The organism is Bradyrhizobium sp. USDA 4341, from assembly GCF_054063755.1.
On sequence record NZ_JBSSGO010000002.1, the window covers coordinates 297,984 to 310,735 of the forward strand.

The 12,752-nt window shown below is 64.7% G+C and carries 12 protein-coding genes; 5 read left to right on the forward strand and 7 right to left on the reverse strand.

Annotated elements, in window-relative coordinates:
• Positions 1–197: 197 nt before the first annotated feature.
• On the reverse strand, positions 198–1,784 hold the full coding sequence (locus ACVIGB_RS07115) for a M23 family peptidase (protein ID WP_456723242.1): 1,587 nt from the start codon (positions 1,782–1,784) through the stop codon (positions 198–200).
• Positions 1,785–1,948: 164 nt separating this feature from the next.
• Positions 1,949–2,515: an elongation factor P gene (gene efp / locus ACVIGB_RS07120; protein ID WP_092125602.1), complete on the reverse strand. Its 567-nt coding sequence runs from the start codon at positions 2,513–2,515 to the stop codon at positions 1,949–1,951.
• A gap of 524 nt (positions 2,516–3,039) precedes the next feature.
• On the opposite strand from efp, the gene epmA reads away from it, so the two are divergent.
• Genes epmA through ACVIGB_RS07140 form a run of 4 tightly spaced genes read left to right on the forward strand, consistent with a single transcriptional unit; the run spans position 3,040 to position 5,683 of the window.
• Positions 3,040–4,092, forward strand: a complete 1,053-nt coding sequence (epmA, locus tag ACVIGB_RS07125) for an EF-P lysine aminoacylase EpmA (RefSeq protein ID WP_456723241.1) — start codon at positions 3,040–3,042, stop codon at positions 4,090–4,092.
• Positions 4,089–5,180: a lysine-2,3-aminomutase-like protein gene (locus tag ACVIGB_RS07130; protein WP_456723240.1), complete on the forward strand. Its 1,092-nt coding sequence runs from the start codon at positions 4,089–4,091 to the stop codon at positions 5,178–5,180. The genes epmA and ACVIGB_RS07130 overlap by 4 nt, the downstream gene beginning before the upstream one ends.
• Positions 5,149–5,400 (forward strand): hypothetical protein, encoded by a 252-nt coding sequence (locus tag ACVIGB_RS07135; RefSeq protein ID WP_456723239.1) that lies wholly within the window; start codon positions 5,149–5,151, stop codon positions 5,398–5,400. The genes ACVIGB_RS07130 and ACVIGB_RS07135 overlap by 32 nt, the downstream gene beginning before the upstream one ends.
• Before the next feature lie 22 nt (positions 5,401–5,422).
• Positions 5,423–5,683, forward strand: a complete 261-nt coding sequence (locus tag ACVIGB_RS07140) for a hypothetical protein (protein WP_092113899.1) — start codon at positions 5,423–5,425, stop codon at positions 5,681–5,683.
• A 66-nt stretch (positions 5,684–5,749) separates the two neighbouring features.
• Here the strand turns inward: ACVIGB_RS07140 and ACVIGB_RS07145 are convergent, their stop codons facing one another.
• The 3 genes from ACVIGB_RS07145 to ACVIGB_RS07155 all read right to left on the reverse strand — a co-directional run bounded on the left by ACVIGB_RS07145 (position 5,750) and on the right by ACVIGB_RS07155 (position 8,762).
• Complete coding sequence (locus ACVIGB_RS07145; protein WP_456723238.1) at positions 5,750–6,835, reverse strand: 3-deoxy-7-phosphoheptulonate synthase; 1,086 nt, start codon at positions 6,833–6,835, stop codon at positions 5,750–5,752.
• 236 nt (positions 6,836–7,071) lie between these two features.
• On the reverse strand, positions 7,072–7,644 hold the full coding sequence (locus ACVIGB_RS07150; RefSeq protein WP_456723237.1) for an HdeD family acid-resistance protein: 573 nt from the start codon (positions 7,642–7,644) through the stop codon (positions 7,072–7,074).
• 80 nt (positions 7,645–7,724) lie between these two features.
• Entirely contained in the window at positions 7,725–8,762 is a 1,038-nt protein-coding gene (locus ACVIGB_RS07155; RefSeq protein WP_456749121.1) for a PrsW family glutamic-type intramembrane protease, read from the reverse strand.
• Positions 8,763–9,266: 504 nt separating this feature from the next.
• Between ACVIGB_RS07155 and ACVIGB_RS07160 the strand changes: the two genes are divergently transcribed.
• Positions 9,267–10,211 (forward strand): sulfite exporter TauE/SafE family protein, encoded by a 945-nt coding sequence (locus ACVIGB_RS07160; RefSeq protein ID WP_456723236.1) that lies wholly within the window; start codon positions 9,267–9,269, stop codon positions 10,209–10,211.
• Between the two features lie 553 nt (positions 10,212–10,764).
• Here the strand turns inward: ACVIGB_RS07160 and ACVIGB_RS07165 are convergent.
• Together ACVIGB_RS07165 and ACVIGB_RS07170 are read right to left on the reverse strand one after the other, a co-directional pair.
• Positions 10,765–11,253: a YciE/YciF ferroxidase family protein gene (locus ACVIGB_RS07165; RefSeq protein ID WP_456723235.1), complete on the reverse strand. Its 489-nt coding sequence runs from the start codon at positions 11,251–11,253 to the stop codon at positions 10,765–10,767.
• Between the two features lie 99 nt (positions 11,254–11,352).
• Positions 11,353–12,585 (reverse strand): hydantoinase/carbamoylase family amidase, encoded by a 1,233-nt coding sequence (locus tag ACVIGB_RS07170; protein ID WP_456723234.1) that lies wholly within the window; start codon positions 12,583–12,585, stop codon positions 11,353–11,355.
• Positions 12,586–12,752 lie beyond the last annotated feature (167 nt).

Sequence of the window (12,752 nt, forward strand, 5' to 3'; positions counted from 1 at the left end):
GACCGAGGTGGCGCGGAGCGCCACGGCTCTGGGGGCAAGTGGCGCTTGCGCGATTTCGGAATAATCGAATAATGCCGCTGATTTGCCCGACGTGTCAAGTTGTCGTGTCTGATGACGGCAGCCGCCGGCTACTTTGCATGGGGTTGTTTTCGATATTTTGGCGTCGCCCGCGAACCGCGGTCTCCAGTTCACTCGCGCTAATTGCCGCCGCCTTCCTGGGTGTCGATGCGATGCACGACGTCGTCGGGCAGGGCATGGGCCACGGCGGCCGCAGGTCCGGGCTCCGGTCCGATCTCGCGGCCGCGGCCGCGGATCAGCCGCTCATAGGCCGACACCAGCGTGGTGTAGGGATTGACCCAGAGCCAGCCGTCGCGCGTGAACACCTGCACGTCGAAATGCAGATGCCGTGACGTGCCGTTGGGATGGTCGAGATAGTTCGAGACCACGCCGATCTTCTCGCCCTCGCTGAGGCGGTGTCCGTTGAGCAGGCCGTCGGCGTCCATCACGGACGGGTTCATGTGCATGTAGCGGAAACGAACATGCTCGGTGCGGGTGTTGACCTGCAATGTCGCGGCCTGCTGCTGCGCCGAGCGGATCACGATACTGTCGCGCACCGCGACGACTGCCTGCTGCCTGGGGTCGCAACCGTCCTTGCTGTCGGCCGGACACGCGCCGGGCCTGATATCCTGACCCTGATGGCCGTAGCCGCTGGCGCATTGGCCGACTTCGAAGCTGCGCGCCTCGCAGAAATTATCCTGCCAGGGATATTCGTCGACCGTCGCACCCGCCTTGCGCCGGGCGAAGGATTGCGAGTGCGCGAAGGCCGGCACCTTCTGCAGCGGAAAGCGGATCTGCGAATAGACCGTGAAATCGGCGTGGCCGCCCTGCTGCCTGCGGCCGCCGCTGCCCGGAACGATGTCGCCGCTCGGGCGGTAGGTGAAGTCCGCCGATTGAGCGATCGGCCGCTCGGCGATGTCGGAGGCGATGTCGCTGCGCGGCCGCGACGGCTGGCCGCCGGCGATGCGCAATGCCTTCAGGAAGCGCTCGGCCACCGGATAGGCCTCGCGGCAGGCGAGCCGCTTCGGCCGCGGCGCGCTGTCGAGGCACTGGATCGAGACGACATAGGGAATCCCGAAGCGGGTGAAGGCGTAGCGCACATAGCCTTCGCGGATGAAGCGGCGCAGGTCCGGAAACTGCGCGGCCAGCGTCTTGACCGGCTCGCCCTTGCCGCCGAGCCGGTCGGCGAGGTCGTAGACCAGGATCGAGCCCGAGATCTGCACTTCGACCGGTTTTGCAAAGGTCCGCGGCGGCATGCCGTCGCCGGCGCCCGGGTCGAGCGAGAACACCGCGTCATAGCCGGACGCGCCGGCATGGAACACATCGGCCGCGCGGAAGTCGGCCTGGTAGCGTGCGACCGGCAGGCTGTCCGGTGCGCCGTTCTGTCGTGCGTCGAGATAGCTTGCGGGGTCGAAAGGCAGCAGCACCGGGATCGGGCTCTGCGCAATGCCGGGGAAGAGCGGCGACGTCACTGCGTTCAGCTGCACCAGCGCGGGCGTCGCGCGCGGATCGGTGGCGGGAACGCGGCGCTGTCCGGCGAACGTGAAGCTGGAGGCAATAGCCGGGCGGGTGGTGATCTCTTGCCGGAGCTGGTCGACCACCGAGCGCCATTCGACCCGCATGGCCGAGATCGAAGGTGTGCGGAATTCGTCGGCATGAGCGCCGGGAGGAGGCAAGAGCAGGGCTGCCAGCCAGCAACTGATGAAGCTGACGACCTTCCTGTTCACTGCACTCCCCGGTTCATGTCTGATCGCAAGAGATTAGAGCAAGTTCCGGAAAAGTGTGTAGCAGTTTTCCGGAAAGTTTGAGGTTAAACAGCAACCTGATGTGCGATGATGATTCATTGCGACTGTCACCGCACTTCGCCGCTCAATCCCTGCTCAATCCTTGCTCAGTCCTTGGCGCGTTCGACGTAGGAGCCGTCCTCGGTCATCACGACGATGCGCGTGCCGGTGGAAACGTGCGGCGGCACGCCGGTGCGGATGCCGTTCGACAGCATCGCCGGCTTGTACGACGACGAGGCGGTCTGGCCCTTGGTCACGGGCTCGGTTTCCACCACTTCGAGCGTCACGCGCTGCGGCAGTTGGATCGCGACTGGATTGCCGTCGTGCATCGACAGCTTCACGGTCATGTTCTCCTGCAAATACGGCGCAGACGAGCCGACGATCTCCTTGGAGACCTGGACTTGGTCGTAGTTGTCGTTGTTCATGAAGTGGAAGCCGTCGGCGTCCTCATAGAGGTAGTTGTAATTGTGGTCCTCGACGGTGGCCTTCTCGACCTGGTCGGTGGTCTTGTAGCGCTCCGACACCTTCACGCCGTCGCCGATGCGGCGCATTTCGATCTGGCTGACGGGGGTGCCCTTGCCGGGATGAATGTTTTCGGCGGAGAGGACCACATAGAGCTTGCCATCCTGCTCGATGATGTTGCCCTTGCGGATGGAACTGGCGATGACTTTCAAAGGTGTTTTCCTGAATTTGAGAAGCGGGGGCGCAAACCGGACCGGCAGCCCCTCGGCCGTGGCGGCGATTTCGGGCTGCAACATACTGATTTGTCCCTGAGATGCCAGTCTTTTGCGGCCGAATTCGGCAGTTTGGCAACCGCCGGCAACAGCCCTCGGGGGGCCGCCAGCGAGGGTCCTTGCCGGGGATTTTTCGGGCCTTCTCGTTATGATCGGCAAGGCTTGCGGGAACCGAGAATGTCCCCGTTTTCAGGTCGTAGAGGCAGCAACCAGCCGGCCACGGCGGCATCCTGTTTCCACGGAACTGGCGATGGGACGCGCGAGCCGGTGTTCAGGTTCAGCCGTGGCGACGCATGGACATTGCCGGCATCTTTCGACAAGAAAGGACGCGCTCCGCCGCGTTCCGCTGCGACCAAGGCCGTGTCGACGATGTATTTGTATGGAATCAAGGATTTGCGCCCGGCTCTTAAATCGGGGCGGTGGCTTGTTGATGTTGAATCCGCAACGGCTGGGGCGGTCGGCCGATGACAGCCCATGACCAGCCCTCGCCCTGGTGGACGCCGTCACGCTACGCCGATCGCAGGCCATTCCTGCGGGCGCGGACCGCGATCGCGCGGGCGCTCCGGGCCTGGTTCGAGGAGCAGGGCTTTGCCGAGGTCGAGACCGCCATCCTGCAGATCTCGCCTGGCAACGAGACCCATCTGCACGCCCCCCGTACCGAGCTCAGGCAAGCCGATGGCTCAGCTGCGTCGCGCTATCTGCGTACGTCGCCCGAGTTCGCCTGCAAGAAGCTGCTCGCGGCCGGTGAGCCCAAGATCTACGAGTTCGCGCGGGTGTTCCGCGATCGCGAGCGCGGCGACCTGCATTTGCCCGAATTCACCATGCTGGAATGGTACCGCGCCAATGCCGGTTACGACGCCATCATGGCCGACACGATCGTCGTCATCGCCCATGCGGCGCAGGCGACCGGGATCGGGCGGTTTTCATTCCGTGGCAGGATGGCCGACCCCTTTGCCGAGCCGGAGCTGATGACGGTTGCCGCAGGTTTCGAGCGCTTCGCCGGCATCGACCTCCTGGCGACGATCTCGGGCGGCGTGGGCAATCGCGAGGCGCTGGCGGCAGCCGCGCGCGAGCGGGTGCGGATCGCGGACGACGACACCTGGTCGGACATCTTCAGCAAGGTGCTGGTTGAGCATGTCGAGCCCAATCTCGGACAGGGCCGCCTGACGGTGCTGTTCGAATACCCGTCGCCCGAGGCGGCGCTGGCGCGCACCAAGGCGGGCGAGCCACGCGTCGCCGAGCGTTTCGAGGTCTATGCCTGCGGGGTCGAGCTCGCCAACGGCTTTGGCGAGTTGACCGACGCGGCCGAGCAGCGCCATCGTTTCACCGCAGCCATGGACGAGAAGGCCCGCCGTTACGGCGAGCGCTATCCGCTCGACGACGATTTCCTTGCCGCCGTTGGCCAGATGCCCGAGGCGAGCGGCGTCGCGCTCGGCTTCGACCGGCTGGTGATGCTGGCGAGCGGCGCGCCACGAATTGACCAGGTGGTCTGGACGCCGCCTGCAGGAGAGCCATGAACAGCATCGATCCGAAACTGGCGGCAACGCTGCGCCAGCCGCGCGAGCTGGCCGATGCCGGCCTCGTGCCGGTCGCAGCCCTTGCAGAGCTCGAACAGGTGGCTGCGCGCTACGCGGTCGCGGTGACGCCGGAGCTCGCGGCGCTGATCGATCCGGCCGATTCCGCCGACCCGATTGCGCGGCAGTTCATCCCAAGCGCTGACGAGCTCGTGGAGCAGCCGGGCGAGAACGCCGATCCGATCGGCGACGATGCGCATTCGCCGGTCGCCGGGATCGTGCATCGCTATCCGGACCGGGTGTTGTTCAAGCTCGTCCATGTCTGCGCGGTCTATTGCCGGTTCTGTTTCCGGCGCGAAATGGTCGGGCCGGGCAAGGCCTCGGCCTTGTCCGACGACGCCTACCGCGGGGCACTGGAGTACATCCGTACCCATCAAGAGGTCTGGGAAGTCATCCTGACCGGCGGCGATCCCTTGATGCTGTCGTCGCGCAGGCTGTCCGAGATCATGGCCGATCTCGCTGCTATCGATCATGTGAAGATCATCCGCCTTCACAGCCGCGTTCCCATCGCCGATCCCGAACGCATCAATTCCGACATGGTCGCGGCGCTGCGGGTTGAGGGGGCGACGACCTGGATCGCAATCCACGCCAACCATCCGCGCGAGCTGGGCGCCAATGCCCGCGCCGCGTGCGCGCGCCTTGCCGACGCCGGCATCCCATTGGTCAGCCAGACCGTCTTGCTGCGCGGCGTCAATGACGATGCCGCGACGCTCGCGGCGCTGATGCGCGCCTTCGTCGAGTGCCGGATCAAGCCCTATTATCTGCACCACGGCGACCTTGCACCCGGCACCGCGCATTTGCGCACCACCATCGAAGCCGGGCAGGAATTGATGCGGGCGTTGCGCGGGCGCGTCTCCGGACTGTGCCAGCCGGATTATGTGCTCGACATTCCCGGCGGCTACGGCAAGGCGCCGATCGGCCCGACCTATTTGTCGCAGTCAGCTTCCCGCGAACATGAAGATCCGCCGGAACGGCGGTACCGTATCGTCGATTATTGCGGTGACGTTCATCTTTACCCGCCGCAACCGTAAGGCTGCGATGCGCGGGGCCGGGGACGGACGGCAGGAGCCGCCCGAGGACGAGGGCCGCCGCGGCGTCGAAAATGCTGTGATGTTCGGTTTCTTTGTGGTGCTGGTCGCGGCGGGAATCTGGCTCCTTGGCACGATGGCCGATATACGGAAGGTTCAGGATTGCGCAGCGCAGGGGCGACGCAACTGTGCTACGGTCGAGGTGCCGGAACGGGCGCAATAGGGTTGAGAAGCGGAGACGCGAGATGCGGAAGACTGTTTTGTTGATGGCTCTGATGATGGTTGGAGCGCCCCAGGTTGGAACGTCCCAGGCATGGGCGCAGCAACAGGGCGGATCGTCCTCCATGCAGAAGAACGCGCCGCTGCCGGAGGCGCCGGTCGGACATCGTCAGCCACGCCGCGGCGACGTTGGCAACGAGAAGAATATCAGCGATCCGAACAGCACGGCGAACAAGGAAGACGCTGCGCTCGACAAGAAGATCAAGAGCATCTGCCGCGGCTGCTAAGCTACGGAAGAGACCGGCGGAGCGCGATATCCGCCCCGCCGGCAACGCTCAATCCGTTCGACCGTCTCAGGCCGAACGCTCCTGCAAGCCGTCACGCCGCCCGCTGCGCCTGGCGTCGACGGCATCGGCGAGCTGCTTCAGCACGTCAGCCGTCGTCACCAGGTCGATGCAGCCGTCCGTGATGCTCTGGCCGTAGGTCAGCGGCTTGCCCGGCACGACGTCCTGGCGTCCCGCGACAAGGTTGCTCTCGATCGTCACGCCGATGATGCGCTGTTCGCCGCTTGCGACCTGCTGGGCGATGTCAGCGGCAACCAGCGGCTGATTCTCCGGCTTCTTGCTGCTGTTGGCGTGGCTGGTGTCGATCATCAGCCGCGGCGCGACACCGGCGTGGCCGAGCTCGGCGGCGGCCGCATCGACGCTCGCTGCATCATAGTTCGGCGCCCGGCCGCCGCGCAGGATGACATGGCAATCCTCGTTGCCGCTGGTCGCGGCGATCGCCGAACGGCCGCCTTTGGTGACCGCCATGAAATGATGCGGGTGCGAGGCCGACTTCACCGCATCCGCCGCGATCCGCACGCCACCGTCGGTGCTGTTCTTGAAGCCGACCGGGCAGGACAGGCCGGACGCCAGCTCGCGATGGATCTGGCTCTCGGTGGTGCGCGCGCCGATCGCGGCCCACGAGACCAGATCGGCGATGTATTGCGGCGTCGTCATGTCGAGGAATTCGGTGCCGGCGGGCAGGCCGAGATTGTTCACGGCCGACAGCACGTTGCGTGCAAGACGCAGGCCCTTGTTGATGTCGAAGCTGCCATCGAGATCGGGATCGTTGATCAGCCCCTTCCAGCCGACGGTGGTGCGCGGCTTCTCGAAATAGACCCGCATCACGATCTCGAGGCGGTCGGCGAGCTGTTCGCGCAGGCTGGCGAGACGCTCGGCGTAATCGACGGCCGCCGCGGGATCGTGGATGGAGCAGGGGCCGACGACGACCAGCAGGCGGTCATCGGTGCCATTGAGGATCGCGTGGATGGCGTTGCGGGCGCCCATCACGACGCGGGTCGCCGTCAGGGTGCGCGGAACTTCCCGCATCACCTCTTCGGGCGTACTCAGCTCTTTCAATTCCTTGATGCGAAGATCGTCTGTCGTACTCAACACGGCTGGCTCCTTTGGAGTTCGGGACCTGCCGGCAAACAAAAAAGCCGCCAGGTCTGGCGGCTTGTTTTGGACGTTTGCTGCAATTCTTCAGATTGAGCGCGATCCTCCTGCCGCCAGCGAGCTGTCGTAGCTAAAGTACCAAAAATAGCTGGTGGCGACGGTGATCATGGCGGGCTCTATACCCGACGGATATCGGCCTGTCACCCCCCAAATCCGCGAGGGGAGCCGGTTGGCCGTCAGGTGTTGCGCGCGGCCAACGCCATACCTATCAGGGTCGCCCCGCCGAACATCAGATTGAGGCCGACCAGGAGGCCGATCGCCCAGCCCGCCGACTCCGGCAGGCCCGCGATGATGAAGAAGGCGATCACGATATCCATCAGGCCGGCGATCAGGAGCCAGGACCAGCGTCCCGACAATTCGCGGCGGTGCTCCAGCGCATACATGATGGTGGCGACGCCCTCGGCGACGAAATAGGCGCCGATCACGATGGTCAGCGTCAGCACGCCCTGCATCGGACGGGCCAGCAGCACCATGCCGGCCAGCACGGCGAGCGCAGCCGAGATCAGCGACCACCAGAAGCCCGGCATGTTGCGCGCCCAGAAGGTCACGATCAGTCCGCCGATGCCTGAGATCAGGAACATCCAGCCGAGGAAGATGGTGACGGCGAGGCTCGCGTATGTCGGCACGATCATCGCCGCGATGCCGAGGATGACGAGCAGGATGCCTTCGAACAGGAACGCCTTCCAGTGTTGCTTGACCGCGGCCTTCATCTCCGATCGCAGTTTGTCGAGATCGTTGGACAGGGTCATCGCGGCTCTCCAAATCTGCAACCGAAAAGTCTGCAACGGTAAAGTCTGCGAGCACGAGGTCTACGAGCGTGCGGCGTATCCTAGCCCTGGCCCGGCGCGGACGGAAAGCCCTCCGCGACGGTCCGCATCCGGTTGCGGCCGAGGAAATAGACCGTGGTGGTCGCGATCAGCAGCGCCAGTCCGATCAGGATCGAGGTGAAGCCGATCGGGACCAGGATGAACGAGGCATTGCGCTCGGGATTGACGTACCAGTGATGCAGCGAGGTGAGCAGGAAGGAGACCCCGGCAAAGCCGGTGCCGCCGCCGACCAGTAGCAGTGCCCACATTCGCCGCAGCTGGCTCAGCCGCTCGCGCGCAACGTCGGTGCGCGGCGCATGATGCCTGCCGAGGCGGCGCACCAGGCGGATTGCAAAACCGATCGAGGAGAAGCCGATCAGCACGCTGGCCGAACCGAGCAGGAGCCGCGAGGTCGAACTAAGGTCGGGAATGCGCTGGAGCGCGAGCAGCGGAAAATCGAACGCCGCGTGCAGCGCGACCGGCGCGACCAGCACCAGCGCCCAATTGGTGATGCGCGCCCAGTCGCGGTGGCCGCGATAGGCGCCGAGCGCGCCGCCGGAGCGCGCGATCGCAAGGTAGGCGCCGGCGATGATGCCGAGCGCGCCGTGAAACGGCACCGTGAGCACGCTGCGCAACGCCGCGAGCGCCCGCCACATGTCCTTGTGCTGGACGAGATAGGCGAGGTTCTCGTAGGCCGCAAATCCGAGGCCCGCGGCCGCACCATAGACCACCGTGTCCATCGGATCGGCGAAGGCGCGGCGGCGGGTCGAGATGGCGACGATGACGAGAACCTTGACGATCTCCTCCGGCGCCGCGACGCCGAACGCCGCGCGGACCGCCTGGGTCGCCCAGGGATTGTCGGGGATGGCGAGCAGCGCGTTGAAGGGAACGCGCGCCAGGCCGAGCAGCGAGATGCTGGCCGCGCCGAGCACGAAGGCGAGCCAAACCTGCACCGGCGGTCCGGGGCGTTCGTCGGCGGCAATCACCAGCCACAGCACCAGCAGTGCGGGTGCGATGGCGGCGGCGCCGATCACAGTCGGAAGCGACTCAAGCAACAACATGAGCCGGACGGCCCCTCTTATGGCACCAAAGCGATGCGTACCGAAGAAATGGCAGCAAGTTCAGCGGATTGCAAATCGGGCAATTGGGGAAATCGGCTCGGCTGACACGCTTCTCGTGTCCAATATGCCACGGTAGCCGGCGAAAGCGCGGCGCGGGCCTTGATCGGCTCAAAGCAGAGGGCGACGACCGGCTGCCGGGCAGTTCCTGGCAGCCAAACGCCCCCCATGCGGCGTCCTCAGTACCCGAACTGTGATCGGGTGACGATCTGTCAGTCCAGCCAGTTTGCCTTGATGTCGCGAGCCGCGCGGCGATGGCGTATCGGAGTGAGATTGGGGCGCGCATCGGCAAGGTGGCTCACGGCGTGGCGAGATCGATCCGCAGATCGGGCGAACTTCACGGTGCGCGGCCATGGCGCGACGTGGCGGCGGTAAGTTTCGGCACCGCGTCCCTTTCCGTGGGCTATAATGTCGCGGGCAAAGCGACTGATCCGGTAAAAGCTAAAGATGTCTTCGATTGATTCTGCTGTGATCGTTCTTGCCGTGATCGCCCTGTTTGCGGCGTTTGTAAACGGTGCGCTGGGTTACGGGTTTTCCTCGCTCACCGTGCCGGTCGCGCTTGTCTTCTACACCAACCGCGTTCTCAATCCCGCGGTCGTCATCGTCGAAGTCTTCGTCAACCTGTATGTTCTGTGCATCAATCTGAGCGGCGTTCCGGCCGTGTGGCGGCGCGTGCTGCCCATTCTCATCGGTATGCTGCCGGGCATCGCAGTCGGAGCCTTTGCCCTGACGTCACTGCAACCCGGCTGGACCAAGTTCGCCACCTATTCGATCATTCTGCCGCTTATCCTGCTGCAGGCGGCCGGTTGGCGGAAGCCGATCCAGTCGAAATGGCTGGTCGGTTTGCCCTTTGGAACGGCGCTCGGGGTCCTGTACTCGGTCACGACCATCTCGGGACCGCCGCTGGCAATCCTTTTCAACAATCAGGGCCTTGTCAAAGACGAGTTTCGGGCCGGTCTCGCACTGGTTCGAGTGACAGAGTCCGGCTTGACCGCGATCGCGTACTACAAGCTCGGTCTGTTCATCGAAGAGAGCCGGAGCATGTTGTTCGTGCTCGTTCCCTGCGTGGTCGTCGGCATACCGTTCGGTGCCTGGCTGATCCGGCGGCTGGACGCCGAGACGTTTCGCCGGATCTGCATGAGCTTTGATGCGTGGGTCGTGGGATTCGGACTGTCGCGCGTGTTGATCGAAGTGAAGCTGATGGACAGCCCGTGGGCCTACAGCGTCATGGCCGGGACGATCCTGATCGACGTCTGCTTGTTGTATGTGTTCTTTACCGCGCGGAGAGGGACCGCGCAGAACCCGCACGCGTTGGCTCCGCTGAGATCTGGAATCGGGGCGGCCCGACCTGATGGCGACAATGCCGCGGGGCGGCGTTCGCAAGGTGGCTAACCTGCCAGCAGGCGCCGGCAGGTTTCGACGAACACCTCGGCGCCGGTGACAATATCGGCGTCGTCGGTGTTCTGGATTGAAAACAGTGTTCACGCTGTTGGGCAATTCGGAACGGCGGGAGCGTCGCAGGACGTTGACGAATTGGTTCGTCGGCTCATTGCCGGGGCTGAAGGTCGGGCGTCCGCCGTCTCTGCGAACAGCTACTTCTGAGCCGGAGTCCCGGAAGGCCGTAACCAATCCGCCGTCTGTGCCGCGGTTTCCGCTTGGCGAGCTCTTCGGATCAACCGCTCGCGCTCAACGCCCGGATAGGTGCCTTGTGCTTCCTTCCGAAGACGCTCAGCCTGATCACCAAGGCGAATTTCGAGAGAATCGGTCTGCTTGAACCGGCGACGCTGCATGGCACGCTGCTCCATCTTGTTGGGGAGGGCGGGAGCGCGTGATGGCGTTCTCGTCACCGATAGATGCCGCGTGCGGGGCGATGACGATGATCAACGGCCCGCGCGGCAATATGTTCCTGCAATGGGAACAATCGCCGCGCGGGCCGAGGCACATCTCAGGCTGCTTCAGCGTTGATGGCTGCGACGGCCAGTTTGGTCAGCGCGTCGTCGGTTTTCTTCTCCTCAGCCAGGGTCTGATCGAGAAGCTTGACCGCGTCGTTCATGCTCAGCTTGCTGGCCCATGCCTTGAGCGTGCCATAGCGGGAGATTTCGTAATGCTCGACCGCCTGCGCCGCGGCAAGCAGGCCAGGATCGAGCGCCGGCGTGTCGGCGTATTCGTCCATGATCTCCTTACCCTCGTCGATGATCCCCTCGATCGCGTCGCATTTCCTGCCGCGCGCCGGCTTTCCCAACAGCTCGAAGATCTTCTCGAGCCGGTCGATCTGGCCTTCGGTCTCCTCGTGATGCTTCTCGAAGGCTGCGCGCAATTTATCCGATGACGCTGCCTTGGCCATCTTTGGCAGCGCCTTATAGATCTGCTTCTCGGCGTAGTAGATGTCCTTCAACGTGTCGAGGAACAGGGCGCTGAGGTCTTTCTCCGGCATCGACTTTCTCCATCGCAAAGGTTGATTTCGCGATCCCAACCCGTGCGCAGATGCGATGTTCCTATTTGTGGTGGCTCGGGCTTGAGCCAGCTGAACCGATCATTGCGTCAGCAGGCGCCGGCAGGTTTCGACGAACACCTCGGCGCCCGTGACGATATCGGCGTCGTCGGTGTTCTCGCTCCAGTGATGGCTGATGCCGCCGATCGACGGCACGAACAGCATCGCGGCCGGCATGATGGTGGCGAGGACCTGGGCGTCGTGGCCGGCGCCGCTCGGCATCCGGATTGACTTGCCGCCGGCGCAGGCGGCGCTCGCGGCCTCGATCGCATCCTGGAACGCAGGCGTCATCATCGCGGGCACGCCGGTGCGGATCCGTTCGACCTTCACGCCGCAGCGGCCCTGCGCGGTGGCGTCTTCCGCCAGGCGATGCAGGTGCGCCTCGAGCCGTGCGATCACCTCGGGATTGTCGTCGCGGATCTGGAACAGCATGTCGGCGTGGCCTGGGATGATGCTCGGCGCGCCCGGGTCCAGCGTGATGCGGCCGGTGGTCCAGACCGTGCGCGGTCCGCACAGGGCAGGGAAGCTGTCGTCGATCGCGACGCAGAACCGCGCCAGCGCCAGGCCGGCATCCTTGCGCACCGCCATCCGCGTGGTGCCGGCATGGTTCTGCTCGCCGGTGAACGTGATGCGATATTGCCAGATGCCGACGATGGAAGTGACGACGCCGATCTTGAGCCGGCTAGCTTCCAGCGTGTCGCCTTGCTCGATATGCGCCTCGAGATAACCGATATGGCGGCGAGGTTCGGCGGTGAGGCGCGGGCGGCCGGCGAAGCCCGCATCGCGCAAGGCCTGTCGCATGGTGCGATCGCTGGAGCGGTCGCGCGCCGCATCGATGTCGGCTTCGGTCACGGCGCCGGCAAACGACCGGCTGCCGAGGAAGCTGCCGAAATGTCCTTCCTCGTCGCACCATGCGGCAACCTCGACCGCGCCGTTGATGCCGGGATCGCGGTTGACGACGCGCGCGGCTTCCAGCGCATAGACCACGCCGAGCGGCCCATCGAGCCAGCCCGCATGGTTCTGGCTTTCGAGATGCGAGCCCGCGAGCAGCTTCGGTCCCGCCTTCGCACTGGTGCCGAACACATTGCCGATGCCGTCGATCGTCGCGGTGAGGTCGGCATCGGGCAGGTGCGCCGCAAGCCAGTCCAGCGAGCGCAGATGCGGCTCCGAGAATGTCGGCTTGTGCACGCCGGTCTTGTAGGCGCCGATCGCGCGCAGTGCATTGAGATCGGCGAGCACGCGCTTGCCGTCGAAGCGACCGTTGATGCCTGGCATGGTTGGACTCCGGATGAGCGTCTTTGGTTTGCGTCTCGATTTACGTCTTGATCTACGTCTTGGCGCCGCAATCCCGTCTTGATGCCGTCGCGGTTGGATGCGACGGAACAATCAGGGCAAACGATTTCTTAGCGGTTCTGCTCTTAGGTCGCAGTACGAATGTTGCG

Bases quoted from the DNA above. Each gene is read 5' to 3' on its own strand.
- ACVIGB_RS07155 (WP_456749121.1), bottom strand. From the start codon at position 8,762: ATGTTGTTGCTTGAGTCGCTTCCGACTGTGATCGGCGCCGCCGCCATC.
- ACVIGB_RS07160 (WP_456723236.1), top strand. From the start codon at position 9,267: ATGTCTTCGATTGATTCTGCTGTGATCGTTCTTGCCGTGATCGCCCTG.
- ACVIGB_RS07130 (WP_456723240.1), top strand. From the start codon at position 4,089: ATGAACAGCATCGATCCGAAACTGGCGGCAACGCTGCGCCAGCCGCGC.
- ACVIGB_RS07140 (WP_092113899.1), top strand. From the start codon at position 5,423: ATGCGGAAGACTGTTTTGTTGATGGCTCTGATGATGGTTGGAGCGCCC.
- epmA (WP_456723241.1), top strand. From the start codon at position 3,040: ATGACAGCCCATGACCAGCCCTCGCCCTGGTGGACGCCGTCACGCTAC.
- ACVIGB_RS07150 (WP_456723237.1), bottom strand. From the start codon at position 7,644: ATGACCCTGTCCAACGATCTCGACAAACTGCGATCGGAGATGAAGGCC.
- ACVIGB_RS07170 (WP_456723234.1), bottom strand. From the start codon at position 12,585: ATGCCAGGCATCAACGGTCGCTTCGACGGCAAGCGCGTGCTCGCCGAT.
- ACVIGB_RS07165 (WP_456723235.1), bottom strand. From the start codon at position 11,253: ATGCCGGAGAAAGACCTCAGCGCCCTGTTCCTCGACACGTTGAAGGAC.